This window comes from Chloracidobacterium thermophilum B, assembly GCF_000226295.1.
In the GTDB taxonomy this organism is placed as follows: Bacteria; Acidobacteriota; Blastocatellia; order Chloracidobacteriales; family Chloracidobacteriaceae; genus Chloracidobacterium; species Chloracidobacterium thermophilum.
Map to the genome: position 1 here is coordinate 64,383 of NC_016025.1, position 22,350 is coordinate 86,732.

Annotated in this window: 22 protein-coding genes; 12 read left to right on the forward strand and 10 right to left on the reverse strand. The window is 57.3% G+C overall.

The features are described from left to right. Positions 1–98: 98 nt before the first annotated feature. The gene (locus CABTHER_RS11350; protein WP_014100790.1) at positions 99–1,340 is read right to left on the reverse strand and encodes an FAD-dependent oxidoreductase; all 1,242 of its coding nucleotides are present in this window, start codon (positions 1,338–1,340) and stop codon (positions 99–101) included. A gap of 200 nt (positions 1,341–1,540) precedes the next feature. Here CABTHER_RS11350 and CABTHER_RS11355 point away from each other — a divergent pair, with 200 nt between their 5' ends. Then, positions 1,541–4,876, forward strand: a complete 3,336-nt coding sequence (locus tag CABTHER_RS11355; RefSeq protein ID WP_014100791.1) for a TonB-dependent receptor — start codon at positions 1,541–1,543, stop codon at positions 4,874–4,876. Between the two features lie 129 nt (positions 4,877–5,005). On the opposite strand, the gene CABTHER_RS11360 is transcribed toward CABTHER_RS11355, so the two are convergent. Further along, complete coding sequence (locus CABTHER_RS11360; protein ID WP_014100792.1) at positions 5,006–5,398, reverse strand: HU family DNA-binding protein; 393 nt, start codon at positions 5,396–5,398, stop codon at positions 5,006–5,008. A gap of 281 nt (positions 5,399–5,679) precedes the next feature. Between CABTHER_RS11360 and CABTHER_RS11365 the strand changes: the two genes are divergently transcribed. Continuing rightward, a complete protein-coding gene (locus CABTHER_RS11365) occupies positions 5,680–7,323 on the forward strand; it encodes an NAD+ synthase (protein ID WP_014100793.1) in 1,644 nt (547 codons plus the stop codon). A 163-nt stretch (positions 7,324–7,486) separates the two neighbouring features. On the opposite strand, the gene CABTHER_RS11370 is transcribed toward CABTHER_RS11365, so the two are convergent. The 4 genes from CABTHER_RS11370 to CABTHER_RS11385 form a co-directional block, all read right to left on the reverse strand. Further along, a complete protein-coding gene (locus CABTHER_RS11370) occupies positions 7,487–8,056 on the reverse strand; it encodes a BglII/BstYI family type II restriction endonuclease (protein WP_014100794.1) in 570 nt (189 codons plus the stop codon). Next, positions 8,053–9,042, reverse strand: coding sequence for a DNA-methyltransferase (locus tag CABTHER_RS11375; protein WP_014100795.1), 990 nt, complete (start codon positions 9,040–9,042; stop codon positions 8,053–8,055). Before CABTHER_RS11375 ends, CABTHER_RS11370 begins: the two co-directional genes overlap by 4 nt. A 62-nt stretch (positions 9,043–9,104) precedes the next feature. Further along, entirely contained in the window at positions 9,105–10,367 is a 1,263-nt protein-coding gene (locus tag CABTHER_RS11380) for an RNA-guided endonuclease InsQ/TnpB family protein (protein WP_014100796.1), read from the reverse strand. A 152-nt stretch (positions 10,368–10,519) separates the two neighbouring features. Beyond that, the gene (locus tag CABTHER_RS11385) at positions 10,520–12,130 is read right to left on the reverse strand and encodes a putative Ig domain-containing protein (RefSeq protein WP_014100797.1); all 1,611 of its coding nucleotides are present in this window, start codon (positions 12,128–12,130) and stop codon (positions 10,520–10,522) included. A 271-nt stretch (positions 12,131–12,401) separates the two neighbouring features. Here CABTHER_RS11385 and CABTHER_RS17905 point away from each other — a divergent pair, with 271 nt between their 5' ends. The 7 genes from CABTHER_RS17905 (at position 12,402) to CABTHER_RS11405 (ending at position 16,307) form a co-directional block, all read left to right on the forward strand. Further along, positions 12,402–12,650 carry a hypothetical protein gene (locus CABTHER_RS17905; RefSeq protein ID WP_455423207.1) on the forward strand — a complete coding sequence of 83 codons (249 nt, stop codon included), beginning with the start codon at positions 12,402–12,404 and terminating at the stop codon, positions 12,648–12,650. Between the two features lie 66 nt (positions 12,651–12,716). Then, positions 12,717–12,959, forward strand: coding sequence for a hypothetical protein (locus CABTHER_RS17910; protein WP_455423208.1), 243 nt, complete (start codon positions 12,717–12,719; stop codon positions 12,957–12,959). Between the two features lie 30 nt (positions 12,960–12,989). Next, entirely contained in the window at positions 12,990–13,295 is a 306-nt protein-coding gene (locus CABTHER_RS17915) for a DNA methyltransferase (RefSeq protein WP_455423209.1), read from the forward strand. A gap of 4 nt (positions 13,296–13,299) precedes the next feature. Continuing rightward, positions 13,300–13,878 (forward strand): hypothetical protein, encoded by a 579-nt coding sequence (locus CABTHER_RS17055; RefSeq protein WP_148264079.1) that lies wholly within the window; start codon positions 13,300–13,302, stop codon positions 13,876–13,878. A 25-nt stretch (positions 13,879–13,903) separates the two neighbouring features. Beyond that, entirely contained in the window at positions 13,904–14,314 is a 411-nt protein-coding gene (locus CABTHER_RS16090) for a hypothetical protein (RefSeq protein ID WP_148264080.1), read from the forward strand. 70 nt (positions 14,315–14,384) lie between these two features. Next, positions 14,385–15,233: a DNA adenine methylase gene (locus tag CABTHER_RS11400; protein WP_041569946.1), complete on the forward strand. Its 849-nt coding sequence runs from the start codon at positions 14,385–14,387 to the stop codon at positions 15,231–15,233. 129 nt (positions 15,234–15,362) lie between these two features. After that, the gene (locus CABTHER_RS11405; protein WP_014100800.1) at positions 15,363–16,307 is read left to right on the forward strand and encodes a DNA-methyltransferase; all 945 of its coding nucleotides are present in this window, start codon (positions 15,363–15,365) and stop codon (positions 16,305–16,307) included. On the opposite strand, the gene CABTHER_RS11410 is transcribed toward CABTHER_RS11405, so the two are convergent. The 4 genes from CABTHER_RS11410 to CABTHER_RS11425 form a co-directional block, all read right to left on the reverse strand. Then, positions 16,304–16,924: a hypothetical protein gene (locus tag CABTHER_RS11410; RefSeq protein WP_014100801.1), complete on the reverse strand. Its 621-nt coding sequence runs from the start codon at positions 16,922–16,924 to the stop codon at positions 16,304–16,306. The genes CABTHER_RS11405 and CABTHER_RS11410 overlap by 4 nt on opposite strands. A 14-nt stretch (positions 16,925–16,938) precedes the next feature. Further along, entirely contained in the window at positions 16,939–18,990 is a 2,052-nt protein-coding gene (ligA, locus tag CABTHER_RS11415; RefSeq protein ID WP_014100802.1) for an NAD-dependent DNA ligase LigA, read from the reverse strand. A gap of 24 nt (positions 18,991–19,014) precedes the next feature. Further along, on the reverse strand, positions 19,015–19,326 hold the full coding sequence (locus CABTHER_RS11420; protein ID WP_014100803.1) for a DUF2103 domain-containing protein: 312 nt from the start codon (positions 19,324–19,326) through the stop codon (positions 19,015–19,017). A gap of 86 nt (positions 19,327–19,412) precedes the next feature. Further along, positions 19,413–20,306 carry a 3-hydroxyacyl-CoA dehydrogenase family protein gene (locus tag CABTHER_RS11425; RefSeq protein WP_014100804.1) on the reverse strand — a complete coding sequence of 298 codons (894 nt, stop codon included), beginning with the start codon at positions 20,304–20,306 and terminating at the stop codon, positions 19,413–19,415. A 157-nt stretch (positions 20,307–20,463) separates the two neighbouring features. Here CABTHER_RS11425 and queF point away from each other — a divergent pair, with 157 nt between their 5' ends. Genes queF through plsY form a run of 3 tightly spaced genes read left to right on the forward strand, consistent with a single transcriptional unit; the run spans position 20,464 to position 22,349 of the window. Then, complete coding sequence (gene queF, locus CABTHER_RS11430; protein WP_014100805.1) at positions 20,464–20,859, forward strand: preQ(1) synthase; 396 nt, start codon at positions 20,464–20,466, stop codon at positions 20,857–20,859. A gap of 34 nt (positions 20,860–20,893) precedes the next feature. Continuing rightward, positions 20,894–21,661 (forward strand): class II aldolase/adducin family protein, encoded by a 768-nt coding sequence (locus CABTHER_RS11435; RefSeq protein WP_014100806.1) that lies wholly within the window; start codon positions 20,894–20,896, stop codon positions 21,659–21,661. Between the two features lie 19 nt (positions 21,662–21,680). Beyond that, entirely contained in the window at positions 21,681–22,349 is a 669-nt protein-coding gene (gene plsY / locus CABTHER_RS11440; RefSeq protein ID WP_014100807.1) for a glycerol-3-phosphate 1-O-acyltransferase PlsY, read from the forward strand. Position 22,350: the final 1 nt, after the last annotated feature.

A 22,350-nucleotide genomic window follows, 5' to 3' on the forward strand; every position in this document is an offset into this window, starting at 1 on the left:
GCATTTTGGGCTGGCGGCCGCGGAGTTTATACCGCTGCTGGGGCGTCCACCAAGCAGGGGCGGTTGGGCCAACCGCCCACACCGTTGTCCAACCGCCCTTACCTTTGGCCAACCGTCCCTACCATTGGCAACCCGCCCACAACCGGACGGTTGGCCTGCCCCCGCTCGACAATGTGCGCCAGACGATCCGCCGCCTTGCGTGCGCCGGCAATGTTGCGCGCCGTCGGCCCAAGTTCGAGTTCGGCCAGCGGCCCCATGACGTACAGCCCACGCGCCCACCGCAGAGCTTTGGAAACCACGGGATAACCACATGGAGCGACCGGAAGCCCGTAGGCCGCAATTGCCTCATCAAGCCACGGCCCGCCGGGGCGCTGTGGTTCAAAACCGGTCGCCAGCAGCAGGTTGTCGGTCTCCAGGGTGTCGCCGGTCATCAGTGACAACAGCAGCCGCCCATCACCTTGGGGCGTCGCTCCTGTGACGTTGGCTTCCCGAAGACAAAGCTCGCCATGCTCTGCCGCGCGCCGCAGGTCGTGATAGACATCCTTGGGCATCGAACCCCGGTGGCGCGCCTCACGAATCATCTGCCGCCGCCGTTCCAGTGAGGTTTCAGCCTCGAAGGCGCGCATGTACTTGGGCCCCAGCCAGCCCGGATCGCTGTCGAACTGGTGAATCCGAACCGGATGCGGCATCAGCAGCGTCACTGTGCCCGGTTGCCGGGCCGCCAGCGCCAACGCCAGTTGGGCCGCGGAAATCCCGCCACCAAACACCACGGCGTGACGCCACAGCGGTAACTGTGCTGTATGCACGTCACGGTCGAAGACATGACGCACCGGTGCGCCGGCTGCCCGGCAGAGACGCGCCCAGTCAGGGTAAGCCGGCCGGTCACTCAAACCGAGCGCCAGAATGATGCGGCGCGCTTCAAGGCTGCCGTCCGGTGTTTCGACCTGCCAGCCGCGCTCACCCAACCGCCGCAGACCGAGGGCTGCACCCTGAAGATGCAGCTCTGTCAGGCGGTGCTGCGCCAGCAAGTGCTGGCAGTGCGCCTGGAAAAGAGCATAACCGGGGCGGTCGTAGGGCGGCGCAAAAGCGGCAAACGGTTTTCCTTCGGGAGTGCGCGAAAACTCAAAGAGGTCAAACGCTCCCAGCCCAAGGTGGTGCACCAGCGGAGAGCGCAGAAACGGCATCTGAACGTTGCCCGTACACTGATTCCAGCGCGCCAGCAGCGTGGGCTGCGGATCGAGAATGCGCAGCCGGTCCGTGGCCACTCCGGCCCGGACCGTCAGAACCAAGGCGGCATGGGTGCCGTGAATCCCCCCGCCTATCACCAACCAGTCCAGCATGGTCTCTGTCCAGTCTGCTTTTGAAGATGGCTTGATTCGTAAAAATACGATTTACATTCAGCAAGCTAGGTCCACAAGTTGCATAGGGTCAAGTATTTTTGACTGAAAACGACACACGGCACCGGGTGGACAACGGGACGCTTATTCAAGTAAACAGGAATTGTCTTGAAATTATGTTTGTCTTCTCCAAGGAGTTACCTATGGTTGAACGCATACGTGTCTGGTTTGGGCGGCGCCTCTGGGCCGTGGCGGCTGTGATCTGGCTGTGCAGCTTCATGTGGAGCCTGACCATACTCGCCGGGCCGACGGGCACCATCACCGGCGTTGTGCGGGACAGCGGCGGCGCGTTCATCAGTGGCGCGGAAGTCTCCGCCACGAATCTGGCGACCAACTTCACCCGTACGGCCATGACCAACGCCTCCGGGCGCTACGTCATTGCCGAACTGCTGCCCGGCGACTACCGGCTGGAAGTCAAACGCGACGGTTTTCAGACGGCCGTGGAAACGCGGGTGGTCGTCAACGTCGAGGCCATCGTCGCCAAGGATTTCACGCTCGTGGCCGGGGCGATCAGTGAAACCATCACGGTCGAAAGTGACAGCGATCTGGTCAACCGCGAGTCGGGCGCCGTCGGCACGGTGATTGAACGCAAGTTCGTCGAAAACCTGCCGCTCAACGGACGCAGTTTTCAGGCGCTCATCGAGCTGACGCCGGGAGTCGTGCTGGCGAGACCAAGCATTTTTTCGACCGGGCAGTTCAGCATCAACGGACAGCGTACCAATGCCAACTACTTCATGGTGGATGGCGTCAGCGCCAATTTCGGGGCGGCCGTCACCGCGCAGTCCTTCCAGCAGGGCGCCGGGACGCAGCCGGCGCTGACGATCTTGGGAACTACCAGCAGTCTCGTCCCGGCCGATGCCATGCAGGAATTCCGCGTCCAGACCTCCAGCTTTGCCGCTGAATACGGCCGGACGCCGGGCGGACAGATTTCCATCTCAACCCGCAGCGGTAGCAATGATTTCACCGGCTCGCTGTTTCATTACTTCCGCAATGAAAAGCTCGATGCCAACGACTGGTTCAACAACCGCAACGGACTCCCACGGTTGCCACTGCGGTTGAATCAGTTTGGCGGGACCTTTGGCGGACCCATTCGGATTCCGGGGCTGTATGACGGACGCAACCGGTCATTTTTCTTTGCTACGTACGAAGGGCTGCGGCTGCTTGTGCCGGGAACGGTATTTGTCGCCCGCGTGCCGTCGCTGGCGGCCCGCCAGGCCGCGCCGGAGCCGTTTCGGGCCGTGCTCAATGCTTTTCCGCGTCCGAATGCGCCGGCAGAACCTGGCGACCCGGCCGATGCAGCGCGCTACATCACCGGGATTTCCGACCCTTCGGAAATTGACACGGTCAACCTGCGCTTTGACCAGAAGTTCGGGCAGTCGGCCAACCTGTTTTTCACCTTCCTGAACTCGCCTTCCGGGAGCCGCTTCCGGTCGTTTCCGAGCCAGGAAAACGCCTTCGAGCGCAACAACCGCAGTCTGACCGGCGGCCTGACCTGGGCCATTCGTCCCAATCTGGTGTTGGATACACGCCTCAACTTCGGGCGTTCGCGCGGCAACTTCGACTTTCGTGGCGTCGAGCGCGACGGCGCGGTGCTGCCGCCGGATTCACTCGTCTTTCCGTCCTTTGCGCCCCGCGCCACGACGGCCGTGAGCCTCCAGACCATTCCCGGTGTGTCGGGCGTTTCGGCGGCCAACCTCACGCAGGGGCGCACGCTGGGGCAGCTTCAGCGCCAGTTCAACCTGGTCAGCAGCGTGACCTACGTTGTTGGCAACCACGAAATCAAGGTCGGCGCAGACTATCGTCTGCTGCGTCCCATTCAGGATACGCGGTCACTGTCCATCAGCTATGTCTTCGGTACCGTGGCAAGCCGGGCCAATGGCGTCCCAACCTCGATTTCCATTCAGGCTTTCGCGCCGGTCACGGGTTTCCGCATCCACAACTTTTCGTCGTTCGTGCAGGACACCTGGCGCGTCCGGCCGCGTCTGACGCTCACTTTCGGGTTGCGTCATGACCTCAATCCGCCGCTGGCCGGCGAGCGTTTGCCCTTCTCCATTGACGGGCTGGAAAACCCGCTCACGGCCAGGCTGGCTCCGGCCGGCACGCGCCAGTGGCGGACGCGCTACACGGATTTTGCCCCCCGGCTGGGCGTGGCCTACCAGTTTGCCGAACAATCCGGCTCGGCGCTGGGACGGTTCTTCGGCGGCTGGATTCTGCGCGGCGGTTACGGGATATTTTACGACCTCGGAACCGGCACGGCGCTGCGTGGGTTCAACAGCTTCCCCTACAACACACTCCGAACGATTACGAACCCGGCCCAGCTCCGCTTTCCGGCCAACGAAGCTGACCTTCAGCCGCCGCCGTTTCTTGATCCCAACAACCTGCCTATCAACGCCAGCTTTTTCGTCTTTGACAGAAACCTGCGCCTGCCCTATACGCACCACTGGAACGCGACGCTCGAACGCGCCATCGGGCGCCACAATGCCATCACCATTTCGTATGTCGGCGCGGCGGCGCGGCGGCTGTTGCGCGCCGAACAACTGCGGAACTACAACGAAGCCTTTGCCCGGCAGAACTTTGGTCTGGACCGGCCGGTGATTGTCATCAACCCGGCTGTGTTTGGCCCGGCGCCTTCGGCTTCGCCAGCCGCCGGCTCGCCGGTCAGTGTCACCCGCAATGCAACGGCGTCAAACTACAACGCCCTGCAGATGCAATACCGGCGACGGCTGTCACGGGGCCTTCAGGCGCTGGCTTCGTACACTTGGTCCAAGTCTATTGATGACGTGTCGGATGAGGTCCTGCAGGGCATTCCGCTGGAGGGGTACAATCAGCGTTTGGAACGCGGCCCCTCGGATTTCGACATCCGGCACACCTTTACGGCGGCTGCAACCTATGACCTGCCGACCCTGACGCAGCAGCCCTTCGTGAAGGCGCTCATCGGGGGGTGGTCCATCAACGGCATTTTCCGGGCGCGTTCCGGGGCCCCGCTCAACGTCATTTCCCAGTCCTTTGATGTCTTCAACATCGGGACGACACGCCGCGTTGACCGCGTTCCGGGGCAGCCGGTGTTTATCAGCGACCGGAATGCGCCGGGTGGCCGGCGGCTGAACCCGGCGGCCTTTGCCGAGCCGGCCCGCAACCGGCAGGGGACGCTGGGCCGCAACAGCCTGCGCTGGCTGGCCGCGACGCAGTGGGACCTTTCCGTTCGCCGTACGTTCAACTTCGGCGAGCGCCTGCGGTTGCAGTTTGCGACGGATTTCTTCAATGCCTTCAACCAGGCGAACTTCACGCCGCCTAGCCCGACGCGGCTGCCCAACGGCACCCTGGTGGGCAACGGAGAGGCGTCGAGTATGCTGGGGCGGGCGCTGGCGGGTGTTGGCGGCACAGCTACCCGGCAGACGAGTCCGTCCAACGGTTTCAACCAGCTTTTCCAGTTTGGCAGCCCGCGTTCGATTCAGTTCTCGCTGCGCCTGCTGTTTTAGGAAGGCATAGCGGCCACAGGCAAAACTGGCCTGTGGCCGCTATACTTTGACACGGCGTAAGGTTTTCCAGCCCCGGGGCATCTCTGCGTCTGCCATCGGTTGGCAGTCGCTGTCGCCCTCTTCTATCCGTTACTCAAACCCGGCCGCTTTTTTGGCGGCAGCGGAAATGACGAACTTGAGCCGTTTCCGGGCTTTGATGGTGATTTTTTCACCAGTGCGTGGATTGCGCCCCTCACGCGCCTTGTATTCCCGCACAACCAGCTTCCCAATCCCTGGAATCATGAAGCCGACCTTGGCCTGAGCGGCTGCGAGCCGGGCCTGTTCATCGAAAAACTCCCGCACCTTCTGTTTCGGGAGGCCGAACTTTTCGGCGAAGTGGTTGACGATTTCGGTTTTGGTCATCGGCTTGGCTGCCGCTTTCTTAGCCGGTGCCTTTTTGGCTGGTGCCTCCTCCTTGGGAGCGGCTGCTTTGGCCTTGGTTGTGGCTTTGGTTGCCGTGGATTTTGGAGCTTTAGCCGCCATGGCAGTGGATCCTCCTGAAAGCGCAAGTACGCACGTGATGTGATTTACCCTTGTCGTGAAGCGGATTCTTCCGCGAGACTAGCCGGCAATCCGCATGAAATCAAGCAATTTTTGTATGCCCCACGACCGATAGTGCTTGTAGCCGTTCTATCCGCCACGGGTAGTGTCCGTTTTCTTGTGGCAAGCAACCGGAACACCACAATATCAACCCCGTGACAACCGTGCCCTGGCATGTACAATTGGGACTTTTCCCTGCACGCCGTTCGAGCCAGAGGATAACCATGAAAATTGCGCTTGCCCAAATCAACACCACGGTCGGGGCTTTTGTCTCCAACGCGGCCAAGGTCCGCCAATATGCCCTGCGGGCGGCGTCACAGGGGGCCCGGTTGGTCATCTTTCCCGAATTGACGATTCCGGGATACCCGCCGCTCGATCTGCTTGACCGCCCGGCGTTTATTGCGCGCAACCTGGCTGCGCTGGACGACCTGGTACGCTTTTCAGCTACGGTGGATGCGGCCCTGTTGGTCGGGTTCGTGGCAGAAAATCCCGATGACTTCGGCAAGCCGCTCTACAATGCTGTCGCCCTGCTCGAAGGCGGCGAACTGCGGGCCATCCGCTACAAGACCCTGCTGCCCACCTACGATGTCTTTGATGAGGCGCGGCACTTTGAACCCTCTGAACGCCGGGAAATCATCCACTGGGACGGCTATCGGCTGGGTGTTTGCGTCTGTGAAGACGCCTGGAACAGCCGTGAATTCTGGGACACCCACCTGTATGAGGTCGATCCCGTCCGGGAACTGGCCGAGCAGGGGGCGCAGGTCATCATCAACGTCTCCGCCTCACCGTTTCACCGGGGCAAAGGGGCACTCCGGCAGGCCATGCTGGCCCATCACGCAAGCACCCTGAAGGTGCCCGTGGTGCTGGTCAACCAGGTCGGCGGCAATGACAGTCTGGTGTTCGATGGGCGCAGTCTGGTGCTCAATGCGCAGGGGGAACTGGTGCTCGAAGCCCATGCCTTTCAGGAAGACCTCCGCATCGTTGATCTGGCTGAGCTACCGGCACCCATCACGCCCCACCTCGCCGACGAGATTGCCGACATCCATGACGCACTCGTACTGGGCATCCGGGATTACTTGGGCAAGTGCGGTTTCCGCCAGGCCGTGGTGGGCCTGAGCGGCGGGATTGACTCGGCCGTGACGGCAGCCCTGGCCGTACAGGCGCTCGGGCCGGAAAACGTCACCGGAGTGGCGATGCCCTCGAAGTATTCTTCAGACCACAGCCTTGAGGACGCGGCCGAACTGGCTCGCAACCTGGGAATTGGCTTCCACGTCGTGCCCATCGAACCAGCCGTCAGCGCCATGACGCAGATGCTGACGCCGGCCTTTGGCTTTCCCCCGCAGGGCGTGACCGAAGAAAACCTGCAGGCCCGACTGCGCGGCGTGACCCTGATGGCCTTTTCCAACCAGTCGGGCGCGCTGGTGCTGACGACTGGCAACAAGTCGGAACTGGCCGTAGGGTACTGCACGCTCTACGGCGATATGTGCGGCGGACTGGCCGCAATTTCTGATGTCCCCAAAACCGATGTTTATCGCCTTGCGGCCTACATCAACCGGCAGCGGGTGATCATCCCAACCCGTACCATCACCAAACCGCCTTCCGCCGAACTGCGCCCTGGCCAAACGGACCAGGATACCCTCCCGCCCTACGACATCCTCGATGCGATTCTGGAGCGTTACATCGAGCGGTACCAGAGCCTGGATGAAATCGTGGCCGAGGGATTTGACCGGGCCACGGTCGAATATGTTGCCAAACTCATCAACCGCAACGAGTACAAACGGCAGCAGGCCGCGCCCGGCATCAAGGTGACACCCAAGGCATTTGGGCGCGGCCGGCGTGTGCCGATTGCCGCCGTCATTGAAAGCTGAAGGGCACCTGCCGGCGTAATTTTTGAGCTGGATATAGCTTTTGCAGCGTTGATTGTTTGTCAGCCTGCGTGAAGATGAGACATCTGCCGATGGCAAGACAGCAGTTGCCAGGTTGGCTGTGGCGTGGGGTCCTACACCTGGCATCCTGACGCGATGCCATCTTTCAGGCTGTTATGCCCAGCACCAGCACCGGGATGTCAATGTCAGAGACACCACGGTGCTCCAGGTCCCAGACAAACTGCTCGAAATAGGAAACACCGGTTGACATTTCGTTGGCAAAAGATTTGACGGGTACGATTTCAATGCCTGCATCTATCACATTCAAATTGTGAAAAATAGTCATTTTCGCACACACATTGTACACCATGAAAGCGTATTTGCCGAATTGAACCTCTACACCGAGACGATTTTTTACAAAATCAATTTCGCGGAATGCGCTCTTTGGTTTTTCTGCAGGATGAAAGTCTTCTGTGTAGTATTCACTGGAATATGTACATTCTATTCTATACCTTTTCCAATTTTGCCTTGCAAACTCTTCTGTGAATGCTTTATTCAGTTCTTTTGAATTGTAGAGCTTTCTTCCAGACATTGTTTTTTCCCTGCTGATTTTCGTTCTGCACCTTTCGCTGTCTATGCTGTGGATGATATTTTTGATTTCGCTGAATTCCAGATTGTATTTGCTTTCGACAACTTCTTTGCCATTATTGAACGAGTAAATGCCTGCAATTTTCATTCAGCTTTGTTCCGATTTTCGCTAATGCCAGTCTGTAGGTTTTCTTTCCATTCATCTGGAACCTGCGATACCTTCTCTCTCCCCGTCGGCTGATGAACCGGCTTGCCTATTGGGCGATACCCAAGGGTGCCGTTGAAATAGTCGGACAGGCGCCGGCGGGCAATTTCAACATAGGTGGCTTCTTTGTCGCATCCTGCAGCCCGCCGGCCGTGCCTGACAGCCGCCACCAGTGCTGAGCCAACGCCCATGTAGGGGTCAAAAACCCAATCCCGCTCGTTGGTCAGTGCCAGTACGCAGCGTTCGGCGAGTTCAATGGGAAACTGGCAGGGATGGATGGTCTTTTCAGGATGATTGGATTTTACATTGGGAATGTCCCATACCGCGGCTTCCCAGTCCTGGATGAGTATCTCCCAGACATCGGATGGGTTTTTACCAAGGGGATTGCCTGATGGCTTTCCCCTGTTTGGTCCCTTGAAGTGACGTTTTCCCGGATATTTTGAGGGAACACGAACGGAGTCGAGATTGAATATGTAGTCATCTGACTTGGTAAACCATAGTATTGTTTCATACCGACCAGAAAAACGTTTGGAGTAATGCAGTCCATGTCCAAACGTCCATATTATCCGATTGCGCAACTTCATTCTAAACTTTTTGAAAATGGGATAATAGAAAATATCCAATGGATAGATTTCTCCATCTTCCACGAAGTTACCAACCTGCCAGCATATACTCCCGTTTGGTTTCAGTATCCTGCAAAGCTCCGAAATCAGACTGGATTGGGTTTCCAGATAGTCACTTATCGTTGTGCGGTTTTCGTAGATTTTTCCAAGATTGTATGGCGGGGAAGTGATAATGAGTGTGATGGATTCATCTGGAATCTGTGCCACAAAGTCCGCCACATCGCCATTGAAAGCTACGATTTCAGCTTCCTGATGAAAAGTGGCTTCAATTGATTTGACTGGGTGAAACAAAGGCAGGCTGCTCATCATGGACTTCTCTGAATCCAGGATACTTCCAGAGGCAAAGCGTTTTTGACATACTCCCCTGCCTAAAGGCAGGGGATTCTTGTTCTTGGTTCTGCGAGCGCACTTACTTCATCAGGTTGCCCCTCTAAAGCAGCGGTGCATCTCTCCCCAAGCGTTCCCTCTTTCGAGGCAGTTCCCTTTTGCCCAAAGGTACTGTTTTGCCACTCCATTCCCAAGATGCTTAGTCCCTTCTTGAGGATGTTCAAAGCCGCATTCTGGTCTCTGTCTGATTCAAATCCACATTTAGGACAACTATGGGTTCTGGTGGATAGGGTTTTTACTACCCTATGCCCACAGTTACTACAGTCCTGTGTGGTGTACTGCGGTGGTACGCTGACTACTGCCTTGTCCCATACCTTACCGTAGTAGTCTAACCACTGGGTGAACTGCGACCAGCTAGCATCATGAATGGATTTGGCAAGATGATGGTTCTTGACCAGGTTCTTCACCTGCAAGTCTTCGTACACCACGACATCGTGAGATGCCACCACGCACCGAGCTAACTTAATCACCCAGTCTTTACGCTGGCGTTGGACTTTCAGATGTGCTTTGCCTAGTCTTTTCTTTTGCTTGTGGTAGTTCTTAGATTGAGGTTTCGCCCCTTTCTTGAACTTCCTACTCAACCTGCGCTGGTGGCGCTTTAGCCGCTTCTCCGCTTTCCGCAGATACTTAGGACACTCTACAGGGTTGCCGTTCTGGTCGGTGTAGAAAGCCTTTAAGCCCAAGTCAATGCCAATCACATTGCCTGTGTATGCTCCCTGCTCTTTGCGCTCCACATCCAAGCAGAACTGGGCATAGTACCCATCTGCCCTGCGTATCACCCGCACCCGATTGATTTTGGAGTTTAGGATATGGTGTCTTGCCTCACCATTGCAGTACAAGGCGAATGTTCCTGCGTTGAAGCCGTCGGTGAACGTGATGGACATGCCGTCAGGAGACAGCTTCCAGCCGGACAGCTTGTACTCGACCGACCGACAGTTCTTCTTGAACTGCGGATAGCCTTTCTTGACCGCCTTGTTTCTGCAGTTGGTATAGAACCGAGAAATGGAAGCCCAAGCTCGCTCTGCACTTGCCTGCCTTGCCGCTGAGTTTATCTTCCTGGCAAAGTCAAACTCTTTGGCCAGGTCTTTGCAGTGGGCATAGAGAACAGCTTTGTTGACGCTCTTGTTGTCCATCCAGTACCGCACACATTTGTTTCTGACAAACTGTGCGGTACGGATGGCTTCATCCAGAGCCTGATACTGCTCTGCTGTCCCGTTGAGTAGCTTGGCTTCCATGACTCTCATACTGCTATTTTATCACAGGTTTGGCTTGATAAAACAGCGTGCGCCTTATATCCCTGCCCTAAAGTGCAGGGCTTTACGGCGTTTTTTCGGTAAACTTCCCTCAAGGCACCGGGTAGGATTCCTGACCGGTGAGGAAATGGCAATGGCAGCTTTCAGTTCCCGTTCCCGTGCTGGTTGGCGGGCGGCGTGGCCGTCCGCCGTGGGGAGCGTGGCGCTGTCGGCTGGGGGCGCAAAAGCAACAACCGCGCGCCATGTGGCGGTACGAGCGCGGCAAACACCTGGTCAAACGTCCCGACATCACGCCGCTGCCACACATCCCGTACAGTACAGCGCCCGCGCAATCCCAGGTCACGCCAGTTCGCTGTAACCGTCTGCGTGTCGTTGCTGCGGTTGAACAACCCGACCGCCAGACGGCCGTCAGCCAGCGGACGCGCCCAGACTTCCGTTCCATCCTGTGCTGTATCGCGCCGGGTGGCTGGTACGCCCAACTCGTCCTGGTCAATGCCAATGACTTCGGGATTCGTCAGCAGCCGCCGGGTGAACTCATCCAGCCGGGTCAGATCACAACCCAGGATGAGCGGGGCTGCCAGCAGCGCCCACAACGTCATGTGCGTAATCTGTTCGTCCGGCGTCAGGCGCGTCGGACGGGTCTTTTCCCCCCACCCGACAACCCCCAGCACAAGCATGTCCGGGTCATTCCAGCCGCCGGGCCCGGCAAACCGCGCCAGCGGCGAGTGTCGAAACCCAATCTCCGAGACGCTTTGCCACGTGTCTTCGATGTCGCCCGTTGTCCGCCAGAGGTTGCCGCCAATGTTGGGCTGGCGCGCCCACGTCCACACTTCACCCATACCGTATTGACAGATGGCATAAACGATGTCGCGGTCGGTTTTGTCGAGTGCCGCCCGCATCACGATGTATGGCTGCTGCAGCACCTCCGGTGTCTTCTGCCGCGCAATGCCCTCGTAGGAACACCAGTCATGCTTGAGGTAATCCACACCCCAACTGGCATACAGCCGGGCATCGGCTTCCTCGTGTCGCCAACTACCAAGGTAGCGCCCGCAGGTAAACGGCCCTGGCGAGGTGTACATCCCGAAAAGGAAGCCTCTGGCATGCAGCCAGTCGCCAAGGGCTTTCATGTCCGGGAATCGTTCATTGGGCTGCATGACACCCTCTGGCGTACGGCGGCCCTGCCAGCCATCGTCAATGCAGACATAACGATAACCACAAGCCGCCAGTCCCGTGCGCTCAAGGGCTTCGGCGGCGGCGCGTACCTTTTCGTCCGAAACCTGTGTGCCCCAGACGTTCCACGAGTTCCAGCCCATTGGTGGTGTCAGCGCCAGTTTGTTCCGGCCAGCGACGATGCGCAGCGTGGCCCGCGCCGTGCCGTAGCGGTTGCGTACGGTAATCGCAACCGGTGTCGTCCCTTCCTTTTCGACCCGGCCGCGGATGACCCCTGTGGCGGCATCGAAGGTCAAGCCGGGCGGCAGATTGGTGACGGTGCAGGTCAGCGGGGCGGCGCCGGTTACGGGCAGGCGGTAGATGAACTCGCGCCCCGGCGTCGTGCCCACCACACGAGGGCCGTTGAGGCGTGGCGTCGGTTCGTCGTTGGCCGCGATGTCCGGGTAGCTTGGTTCGGCCGGAGGCTCTTCCGCCCTGACCTCTACAGCCGTGGTTTTCACTGGACGGACCGCCCGCGCGGCGTGGACAACCGGCCACGGCCAGGCCAACAGACCCAGTAACAGCACGCTGATAAGAAACCGCATTGCAGGCAAAATCCTTCACCTCGCCAGAAAAATCCCCGCCAGCCGGGACTTTACCGCTTCGGAACACTGCGGCCAATTTGTTGAGTCCAGGATACTTGGTGCTGTGGACAAAGGTCTGGCGCAGCGTTCAATGTCTGACCTGCTCCGGATTGTGCTGCCAATTCCGCCGGCGTTTCTGAAAACTCCCGGAAACGGAACACGGCGAGAGATGCAGGACACCGAATCTGCTGTATGAAAGCCAGTGTGCTGGGGTTCGTTCTGTGAACAGCCGATGAACAGGTCATCTGTAATGAGGGCGGAACAGCTTGGACAACGCTACGCCGGCGACTGCGCGTATCAGGCCGTGGGGAACTCCGTGGTAATTCACGCCGACTGCCTGGAGTGGATGCGTCGCGTGCCGGGCGAATGTTTCCATGCCATTGTCACCGATCTGCACCTATGGACTGAGATAGCGTATGACCCGGAACCGTTGGCCAAATGCTCCAACAGTCACAGCGGTATCTGGCGCATCCCACCTTGATGGCCATACACGCGCACTGCTTCCGCGCTTCACGGCCCTGAACGGGAAGGAGCGGGAGCAATTGAAGTGTATTTTCAGGAGTGGGTAACGCTTGCTCTGCGGGTCCTGTACCCAGGCGGGCATCTTTTTCTTGCCTCCAATGTCTTTCTGTCGCAAACCGTTTTTGCGGCTCTGGTGCGCGCCGGCCTGGAGTTTCGGGGGCAGGTCATCCGGTTGGTGAGAACCCTGTGGGGTGGGGACAAGCCCAAAAATGCCGAAGAGGAGTTTCCCGATGTCTGTTCCATGCCGCGTGGGTGTTACGAACCCTAGGGCATCTTCCGCAAGCCACTACCTAAAGGCATGACCGTCAGCGAGTGCCTGCGACAGTTTCAGACCGGCGGCTTGCGGCGCAAGCCCGATGGCAATCCTTTCGAGGACGTCATTGAAAGTGAACGCACGCCACGAAAAGAACGGATGCTGGCCAATCATCCGAGCCTGAAACCGCAATCTTTTCTGCGCCAGCTTGTGTATGCTCCTTTGCCGCTTGGCGAAGGCATTCTTCTTGACCCTTTTATGGGTTCAAGCTCCACGATTGCGACTGCCGGGGTGGTTGGATATTCTACCCTTGGTATCGAGAAAAATCCGGGTTACTACTACAGCAAGTAGCAAAATGAACACCACAGGCAGAATTAAGGGCATTACTTACAGATTCTTTCTTGTAGAAAGTTTACAAGAAATCAGAATTGCAGAGTTTGACATTAGCAATACTCCTCCTGCCTGCATTATCAAAGATGATACACACACTTTTGCGGTTTCAAAATGGGTTTCGCCAAAACGTACCCGCTCTTATCCGTTTGAGAGAGTTTACAACACATTGGCTTACCCGAAAAGGGTAACAGTGATTCCAGTAATCAAGGATGAAGGTGCAGTAGGTGATAGAGATTTTATCCAATGGGATACAATATCACTGATGAGTTTACTTGACGTGTTTGTTGTGCTCGCTTATTACGATAAAGCAAAAAAGGAGGGTGAGAAAATAACCAGTCAGCAGTTTGACAATGAATATATATTAACAAAAATCAGAGAAATAAAACAATACCGTAGTTCAGCTTTACATTGGAACTTGAAAGAACTAAAAGTTAATTTGGAAAGTATTATAGAAAAGGTACAAGCTGCCTACAATAAGATTGAAAAAGAAACAGGAGTCAAGCTCCACAGCTCCAATGGAATAGCAAAATTCAAAGATTAAGATCAGGCAGGATATATCGCAATATATGAAATCTTCAAGGGAAAACGCACAAAAAGCGCAAATGAGAGAATATGCTACTGTTCAGCCGAAAGAAAAATTGTCAAACTTTACAAAGGCAAAACTAACTATTGAAGATTACCTAGGTGGGCAGTATTTTCTTACTGTGGATGAGGTTCAGCCAGGTAAAACTGTTTCATTGATTGAGGCAAAGCACAGTAAAAATACTTTGATACCCAGTAAGAGCGACATCAAGGACGGATTATTGAAGATGGTTTTATATTCCAATCTTTCCGACACAAAGGTGAATGGGGCGAATGTCGTATGTAACCCAACCTTGAAGTTGACATCTGAAAAATTAAGTGGCTACATTAGTTCTAAGTCCTCAGAAGAAGAACTCAAAAATTTCTTCAGCGCGAATCGTCTCAATGAGACGTAAAAAAGATTGATAGAGCAACTCTTCTTAGAAGCAAAAAGTAATAATTTTGAGGTAAAAGTGCAAGAAGCCAATGATCGGAAGTCCACTTAGATACCCAGGAGGTAAAAGCCGCGCAGTAAACTTGATCGCCTCGCTTGTGCCTCAATTCGAAGAATACCGTGAACCATTTCTCGGCGGGGGATCTGTATTTATCTATCTCAAGCAAAAATTTCCGAACAGAAAATTTTGGGTTAATGACTTGCACCTTCCACTTTTTAAATTTTGGAAGATGTGCGAATCTGACGTGGAATGCATAATCAAAAAAGTCTATGAATGGCGCGAGCAATTCCAAGAAGGTAAAGACTTACATAGATTTCTCGTCAGCAATACTTCTGCATTTGATGACATTGAAACTGCTGCTGCATTTTTTATTCTCAATCGCATGACATTTTCTGGAACAAGTGAAAGTGGTGGGTACAGCGAACAAGCATTTCGAGGAAGATTTACTGAAAGTAGTATTCATCGATTGAAAAAGTTTGCAGAGGTCATTAAGGGAACAAAGATCACTAATGAAGATTTCCAAAAAGTTGTTGGGCAGGAAGGTAAAAATGTGTTTCTTTTTCTTGATCCGCCCTACTATTCCGCAACTAAATCTGCATTGTATGGTAAGAATGGAAACTTACACAAATGCTTTGACCATGTTCGTTTTGCCGAGACGATGAAAAGGTGCCGCCACGATTGGCTCATCACGTATGATGATAGCGAGTACATCAGAGAACTCTTTTCATTTGCGACAATCTTGACTTGGGATTTGAAATACGGAATGCGTAATGTTACCCCTCACTCCAATCAGACGGGCAAGGAACTCTTTATTTCAAACTATTTGACTAAGCTGCACGAAAGGAATTTGCAAGAGAAACAACTAAGTTTTCTGTGGTAGAACGTCATAGCAAGAATAATCCAGGTCTTCCGCTGGAAAACTTGCTATGTTTGATATGGTAATACGCTTATTAGTGATGAAGCTCGTGGTAGCTTATTTCAAAATGTATCAGATGAACAGGTAATCTGAATGACTGCGGAACAGCTTGGACAACGCTACGCCGGCGACTGCGCGTATCAGGCCGTGGGGAACTCCGTGGTAATTCACGCCGACTGCCTGGAGTGGATGCGTCGCGTGCCGGGCGAATGTTTCCATGCCATCGTCACCGATCCGCCATACGGGCTGAAAGAGTATGACCCGGAACAGTTGGCCAAACGCTCAAACGGTCACGGCGGTATCTGGCGCATCCCACCTTCCTTTGATGGGCACACCCGATCACCGCTCCCGCGCTTCACGGCCCTGAACGGGAAGGAGCGGGAACAAATCGAAGTGTATTTTCAGGAGTGGGCAATGCTTGCCCTGCGGGTCCTGTACCCAGGCGGGCATCTTTTTCTTGCCTCCAATGTCTTTCTGTCGCAAACCGTTTTTGCGGCTCTGGTGCGCGCCGGCCTGGAGTTTCGGGGGCAGGTCATCCGGTTGGTGAGAACCCTGCGGGGCGGGGACAAGCCCAAAAATGCCGAAGAGGAGTTTCCCGATGTCTGTTCCATGCCGCGTGGGTGTTACGAACCCTGGGGCATCTTCCGCAAGCCACTACCTAAAGGCATGACCGTCAGCGAGTGCCTGCGACAGTTTCAGACCGGCGGCTTGCGGCGCAAGCCCGATGGCAATCCTTTCGAGGACGTCATTGAAAGTGAACGCACGCCACGAAAAGAACGGATGCTGGCCAATCATCCGAGCCTGAAACCGCAATCTTTTCTGCGCCAGCTTGTGTATGCTTCTTTGCCGCTTGGCGAAGGCATTCTTCTTGACCCTTTTATGGGTTCAGGCTCCACGATTGCGGCTGCCGAGGCAGTTGGGTATTCTGCCCTCGGTATCGAGAAAAACCCGGATTACTACCACTTAAGCCTGACGTCCATACCGGCTTTATCGGCACTTGACGTCAAGGAAAATCAAATGTCTCTTCAGTTGCCCTAAGTCCGGTATATCCAGTTTTGCTTCATCTTCTCAAGTCCACTTTTGTTGACGCTGGCTGTTATCGTCCGACGGCTCGTGGCTGAGCGGCCGGAAAAATTCCAGTCTTGCTTGTCAAGTTTGGCCCCATAAACCGCCTTGAACTGAAAAGGCTTGGGTTGCGTGACCTTCTCATTGGGTGAGTTGCAATCAATCTGAAATACCAGAAGCCAAACGGATTCAGGATTATGTCCCTGCCAACCACTTGAGTATTTTGAAGCCTTTACTTCTATGCCCTCGTCTGTGTGAAGAACGGCATTTTGGGGGAAAATTCCTGTTGGAATCAGGTCTGGATGCCCATTGTGGTGTTGATTCTTTACCAGTTGCGTGCAGTAGAAGGGAATTCTGTAAACGATGTACTCTCCAACCAAACTACTGAAGGTTGCTGGCATAAGAAGACATTCGAGGCGGGGTATCCCTTTTGAGTAAAGCTGCCTGTTGACAAAGCCCAGAAAGTCCAGAAAGTCATTCATGGCCTGGTGCAGTTGATTGAGTTGCAAGCCATACGGAAGTGTGGACTTTTGGTTGAAGCCGCCTGGATTCACCGGGACAGGTGTGCAGACGGCAGCAGTATCCAACATAGCGGCAGGTCTTCTTATCCGGCGAGTAGCGCCAGCAGCCCGGCTTCGTCCAGAAGGGGAATGCCCAGCGCCTCAGCCTTGGCCAGCTTCGAGCCGGGATTTTCACCCACCACAACATAATCCGTCTTCTTGCTGACGGCGCTCGTCACCCGTCCGCCAGCCGCCTCGATGCGCGCTGTCGCTTCCTCCCGCGTCAGGTTGGGCAGAGTTCCCGTCAGTACGAACTGCTTGCCTGCCAGCCGCGCCGTCGTACCCGCACCGGACGAGTCCAGCCGGGTCACAACCCCGGCCGCTTCCAGCCGTGCCACCGTCTGCTGATGCCGGGCATCGGCAAACCACTGACGGATGTGCGCGGCTGTGGCCGGACCGATGTCCCGTACGGCCACCAGTTCCGCCTCCGAAGCTGCCGCCAGCGCCGCCAGCGAGCCGAAGTGCTGCGCCAGCAGTTGCGCCTTGCGGCGACCGACATCGGGAATCCCCAGGGCAAAGATGAGCCGCTCCAACCCGGCCGTCTTGCTGCGTTCAAGCTGGGCCATGAGATTGGCTGCCGACTTCTCCCCCAACCGCTCCAGTGCCGCGACCTGTTCGGCCGTCAGGGCGTAGAGATCGGCAACGTCCGTCACGAGGCCCTCCCGTACCAGCTTGTCCACGAGCACTTCGCCCAGCCCTTCGATGTCCATCGCCGGACGGCTGGCAAAATGCTGTACCTGCTGCCGCAGCTTGGTCGGGCAGTGCATTTCGGGGCACCGCCACGCCACCTCACCTTCCGGGCGCACCAGCCGGACCTGCCGCTCCGGGCAGCCCGGACAGTATTCCGGGACACCAACCGGCACCTCGGCCCCCGTGCGCGCCGCCGTGACCACGCCCACAACCTGCGGAATGATGTCGCCGCTTTTTTCGACGATGACCAGATCGCCCTGCCGTACATCAAGCCGCTGAATCTGGTCTTCATTGTGCAGGGAAGCGCGCGCCACAGTCGTCCCGGCTACAAAAACCGGTTCAAGTTCGGCCACCGGCGTCAGCGTGCCCAGACGGCCGACCTGCCACGTCACGCCGCGCAGGCGGGTCTGGGCCTGCATCGGCGCAAATTTGTAGGCAACCGCCCAGCGTGGCGCTTTGGCTGTCGCGCCCAACTCGTCCTGAACACGCACCGGGTTGATTTTCACCACCACGCCGTCGGTGTCATAGTCGCGCGCCATCCGCTGGCTTTCCATTTCGGCGCAGTACGCCAGCACCTCATCGAGCGTCGCACAACGCCGGGCGTGAGGATTGACCGGAAAACCCGCCTGGCGCAGCCATTCAAGGCTTTCCCAGTGCGTGGCAAAGGGTTTGACGCCGTCGGCAAACAATTCATAGCAGAACATCGCCAGCCGCCGACTGGCAACCACCCGTGAGTCCAGCAGCTTCATCGTGCCGGCGGCAGCGTTCCGGGGATTGACGAAGGTTTTTTCGCCTTCGGCTTCAAGGTCGGCATTAAGCCGCCGGAACGCCGAAAGAGGCAGATAGACCTCGCCCCGTACTTCGATGTCAGCCGCCAGCGGCTGCGCCAGACGCAGGGGAATCTGTCGGATCGTACGGGCATTTTCCGTCACCAGATCGCCGGTCAGCCCATCGCCACGGGTAATGGCTTCCGTCAGTAGCCCATCGGTGTAGCGCAGCGCCAGGCTGATGCCGTCAATTTTGAGTTCGGCCACGTAGTCAAATGGCCCGTCATAGGTGCGCCGGCAGCGCGCTTCCCATTCGCGCAGTTCGTCAGGCGAATAGACGTTATCCAGCGACAGCATGCGAATCCGGTGCGGTACGGAGGCAAAGCCTTCGCTGGGGCGTCCGCCAATCCGCTGCGTCGGACTATCGGGCGTAATGAGGTCGGGAAACTCCGCCTCGATGGCCTGAAGCCGTTTGACGAGCTGATCGTAGTCGTAATCGCTGATGACCGGCGCGTACTGCTGGTAATACAACTCGTCATGACGCGCAATTTCAGCCCGCAGGGCTGCCGCTTCGCGCTCAGCGGCCTGCCGCGTCAATGGCAGAGATTCCGAAAACAGGGTGGGAGCAGCGTCAGACATCGTAGTGGGTTGCGGGCGCAGCGGTCAGTCGTCGGCCAGAAGTTCATCTATGGCCTGCTGCAACTCCGCTTCGGTCAGGGAAGTGACGACAAAAATTTCCTGGACGCCCCCACTGGAACGCGCCTGAAGTTTGAAGCCGCCGACAATCGGCACTGTGACCCGAATCGTCAGAGGCAGCGGGCGGCCCTTGGCCTGTCCCAGGCGTCCCGGCGTCACCGTCTTGACGCCGGGCACTTTGCACAGGCGCGTCAGCACGGGGATGAGTCCCGGAATGTGGGTCGAATGGTTCCACACCAAACGCCCTTCGGCTGCTTCTGAAGACTTTTTCCTGACCATGCCGACGCCTCCCAAAAGAAAGCTGCCAGTGGAGGGCCTTCAATTGCCTGTCCCAGGCCCGTTGCCCGGCCCGGGCAGCCGGCCTGTCACTGTAGCGTCATGGGCTTGGGCTGTTTCGGGTCGCTGTAGTCGTAAAAGCCGCGTCCGGTTTTGCGACCCAGCCAGCCAGCCGCCACCATGCGCGTCAGAAGCGGCGGGGGCGCGAACCGCCGTTCCCGGAAGGCATCGTACATGACATTGGCCACGTTGAGGAGGACATCCAGCCCCACCAGGTCGTTGAGCATCAGCGGCCCCATGGGATGCCCCGCCCCCAACTTCATTGCCTGGTCAATGTCGGCTATCGAGCCGACGCCCTCTTCCAGCGCACGGATGGCGTCGAGGGAGTAGGGCACGAGCAGGCGGTTGACGATAAAGCCCGTCTTGTCCGTAGCCTGAACAGGCGTTTTCCCAATCGCCTGCACAAAGGCCGTGACCTGCTCGGCCACGGCGGCGTCGGTCAGAAACGACCGGACGACTTCCACAAGCGCCATGCGCGGGACGGGATTGAAGAAGTGCAGGCCGAGAAAGCGGGTCTGCCGCGCCGGTGAAACGACACCCGCCATCTGGGTAATCGAGAGCGAGGAGGTGTTGCTGGCAAAGACCGTTTCAGGCCGGCACAACGCATCCAACTGGCGGAACAACGTCTGCTTGGCGGCCAGGTCTTCCACAATAGCCTCGATGATGAGGTCACATCCCGCCAGCGCCGAAAGCTCGGTCGAGCCACGCAGCCGCTGCTGGGCCGCACTTTTGGCTTCATCTTCCAAAAGGCCCTTCTCGACCAGTTTCGACAGGGATGAAACAATCGTCGTAAAACCGCGTTGCAGCCGGTCATCGTCCGTTTCGACCACCACCACATCCAGGCCAGCCTGAATCACGGTTTGGGCAATGCCGGCACCCATCGTGCCGCAGCCGACGACGCCTATGTTGCGCAGTTCAGTCATACCGTTATGATTCCTTTCAAATGAAAAGTGCTTGCGCCTCAATGTCGCAAAAGTTCAGCTCCACAGCGCAAAAATTCGTGTCAGAAAAATTCGTGCCAGTCCGCCTGGCGGCTGGTAAGGTAACACCGATTTTCAGGAAACGAGGTCTGAATGTCTCATGGGCGCTTACACCGATGAACATGCCAGAAAGGGGCTGGATGCACCGCTGCCACCCATCGAGTGCTGGGCCAACCAGTTTCCGAACTACCGAATTACGATTCGCATCCCGGAGTTTACGTCCGTGTGCCCGCTCACCGAGCAGCCGGATTTTGGGACGGTGACCATCACCTACGTGCCCCGTGACCGCTGCCTGGAGCTGAAATCGCTGAAACTTTACATTCACGCCTACCGCCAGTTGGGGATTTTTTACGAGAACGCCATCAACCGCATCCTGCGGGATGTCGTTGCCGCCTGCGATCCGGTCGAATGTACGGTCACGGGCGACTTTACGCCACGCGGCGGCATCAGTTCCCTGATCGAAGCCACCTACCGGGCTACCCACCGCCCGGCCTGAACCCGTCCATTTGCGCCTACGGAGGAATTGTCCTATGACCGCACCTGCGCCGCTGAGTGTTCGTGACCGTGTCTCGCCGGAAGAATGGCAGGCGCGGGTTGATCTGGCCGCCATGTATCGCCTCACGGCGCTGTATGGCTGGGATGACCTTGTGTTTACGCACATTTCAATGCGCGTCCCGGGGGAGGACCACCACTTTCTCATCAATCCCTACGGTCTGCTCTTTGAAGAAGTGACGGCCTCGAACCTGGTCAAGATTGATCTCAATGGGCAGATCGTCATGGAAACACCCTACCGCATCAATCCGGCCGGCTTCACCATTCACGGCGCCATTCATGCCGCGCGGGAAGATGCCCGGTGTGTGTTCCACACGCACACGCCACATGGCATTGCCGTTGCCGCCCAGGCCGAAGGGCTGCGGCCGCTTTCCCAGCAGTCGCTCTTTGCCCTTGCCAGCCTTGGGTATCACGACTACGAAGGCGTGGCGCTCAATGAAGACGAAAAGCCACGTCTGGTGGCCGACCTGGGCGACAAGCAGATTCTCATCCTGCGCAACCACGGCCTGCTGACCGTCGGCCGGACGGCCGCCGAAGCCTTCCTGCTGATGTACGTTGTGGAAAGCGCCTGCCGCATCCAGGTTCTGGCGCAGTCCGGCGGGCAACCGCTCGTGACGATTCCTGAGCCGATTCTGCGGGGCATTCGCGCCCAGGCTGACCAGGTGACGCTTGGGTTGGGCGCCGAACTGGTCTGGCCTGCGCTGCTGCGCAAACTCGACCGGGTGGACGCCTCATACCGTAACTAGTGCAACGATACCGGAACCGATGGCAACCGTACCGCTGGCAACCTGGTTTGTCGCTCTGACGCTGGCCTACCTCATCGGCGGCCTGCCTTCGGGCTTCCTGATTGCCAAGGCCGTGACGGGTGAAGATGTCCGCGCTTCCGGGTCGGGAAGTACCGGGGCGACGAATGTCGTCCGCAAGGCCGGACTCGCCGCCGGACTGGCCACCTACATACTGGATGTTTCCAAGGGCATGCTGGTGCTGTGGCTGGCGGTGCGGTGGTTCGGATTGTCCGCGTCCACAGCTCAGGGCGCCGTGGGGCTGGCAGCCATCCTGGGCCACATGTTTCCGGTCTATCTCGGCTTTCGCGGCGGCAAAGGCGTGGCGACCGGAGTGGGCGTGTTTCTGATGCTGTCGCCGTGGGCCACGCTTCTGTCGCTCGGAGTCTGGGTGGTTGCCTTTGCCCTGACGCGCACAGTGTCGCTGGGTTCGCTGCTGGGGGTGGTCGCGCTGCCGTTTGGCATCTGGAGTTGTGATGGCTGGTGGGCGGGGCGTCCACCAGCCGTCTGGTTGCCGACCCTGGTGTGGTCGGTTGTGATAGGTCTGGTCATTGTTGCGCGCCACCGCGAGAACCTCCAGCGGCTCTATCGGGGCACGGAATTGACCTTTGGAGAGACGCGGCTGCGTTCGACGCCGCCACAGGGGTCATGAG

Coding starts and splice junctions, on each gene's coding strand:
- CABTHER_RS11350 (WP_014100790.1), bottom strand. CDS start 1,340: ATGCTGGACTGGTTGGTGATAGGCGGGGGGATTCACGGCACCCATGCC.
- CABTHER_RS11355 (WP_014100791.1), top strand. CDS start 1,541: ATGGTTGAACGCATACGTGTCTGGTTTGGGCGGCGCCTCTGGGCCGTG.
- CABTHER_RS11360 (WP_014100792.1), bottom strand. CDS start 5,398: ATGGCGGCTAAAGCTCCAAAATCCACGGCAACCAAAGCCACAACCAAG.
- CABTHER_RS11365 (WP_014100793.1), top strand. CDS start 5,680: ATGAAAATTGCGCTTGCCCAAATCAACACCACGGTCGGGGCTTTTGTC.
- CABTHER_RS11370 (WP_014100794.1), bottom strand. CDS start 8,056: ATGAAAATTGCAGGCATTTACTCGTTCAATAATGGCAAAGAAGTTGTC.
- CABTHER_RS11375 (WP_014100795.1), bottom strand. CDS start 9,042: ATGAGCAGCCTGCCTTTGTTTCACCCAGTCAAATCAATTGAAGCCACT.
- CABTHER_RS11380 (WP_014100796.1), bottom strand. CDS start 10,367: ATGAGAGTCATGGAAGCCAAGCTACTCAACGGGACAGCAGAGCAGTAT.
- CABTHER_RS11385 (WP_014100797.1), bottom strand. CDS start 12,130: ATGCGGTTTCTTATCAGCGTGCTGTTACTGGGTCTGTTGGCCTGGCCG.
- CABTHER_RS17905 (WP_455423207.1), top strand. CDS start 12,402: ATGAACAGGTCATCTGTAATGAGGGCGGAACAGCTTGGACAACGCTAC.
- CABTHER_RS17915 (WP_455423209.1), top strand. CDS start 12,990: ATGACCGTCAGCGAGTGCCTGCGACAGTTTCAGACCGGCGGCTTGCGG.
- CABTHER_RS17055 (WP_148264079.1), top strand. CDS start 13,300: ATGAACACCACAGGCAGAATTAAGGGCATTACTTACAGATTCTTTCTT.
- CABTHER_RS16090 (WP_148264080.1), top strand. CDS start 13,904: ATGAAATCTTCAAGGGAAAACGCACAAAAAGCGCAAATGAGAGAATAT.
- CABTHER_RS11400 (WP_041569946.1), top strand. CDS start 14,385: ATGATCGGAAGTCCACTTAGATACCCAGGAGGTAAAAGCCGCGCAGTA.
- CABTHER_RS11405 (WP_014100800.1), top strand. CDS start 15,363: ATGACTGCGGAACAGCTTGGACAACGCTACGCCGGCGACTGCGCGTAT.
- CABTHER_RS11410 (WP_014100801.1), bottom strand. CDS start 16,924: ATGTTGGATACTGCTGCCGTCTGCACACCTGTCCCGGTGAATCCAGGC.
- ligA (WP_014100802.1), bottom strand. CDS start 18,990: ATGTCTGACGCTGCTCCCACCCTGTTTTCGGAATCTCTGCCATTGACG.
- CABTHER_RS11420 (WP_014100803.1), bottom strand. CDS start 19,326: ATGGTCAGGAAAAAGTCTTCAGAAGCAGCCGAAGGGCGTTTGGTGTGG.
- CABTHER_RS11425 (WP_014100804.1), bottom strand. CDS start 20,306: ATGACTGAACTGCGCAACATAGGCGTCGTCGGCTGCGGCACGATGGGT.
- queF (WP_014100805.1), top strand. CDS start 20,464: ATGGGCGCTTACACCGATGAACATGCCAGAAAGGGGCTGGATGCACCG.
- CABTHER_RS11435 (WP_014100806.1), top strand. CDS start 20,894: ATGACCGCACCTGCGCCGCTGAGTGTTCGTGACCGTGTCTCGCCGGAA.
- plsY (WP_014100807.1), top strand. CDS start 21,681: ATGGCAACCGTACCGCTGGCAACCTGGTTTGTCGCTCTGACGCTGGCC.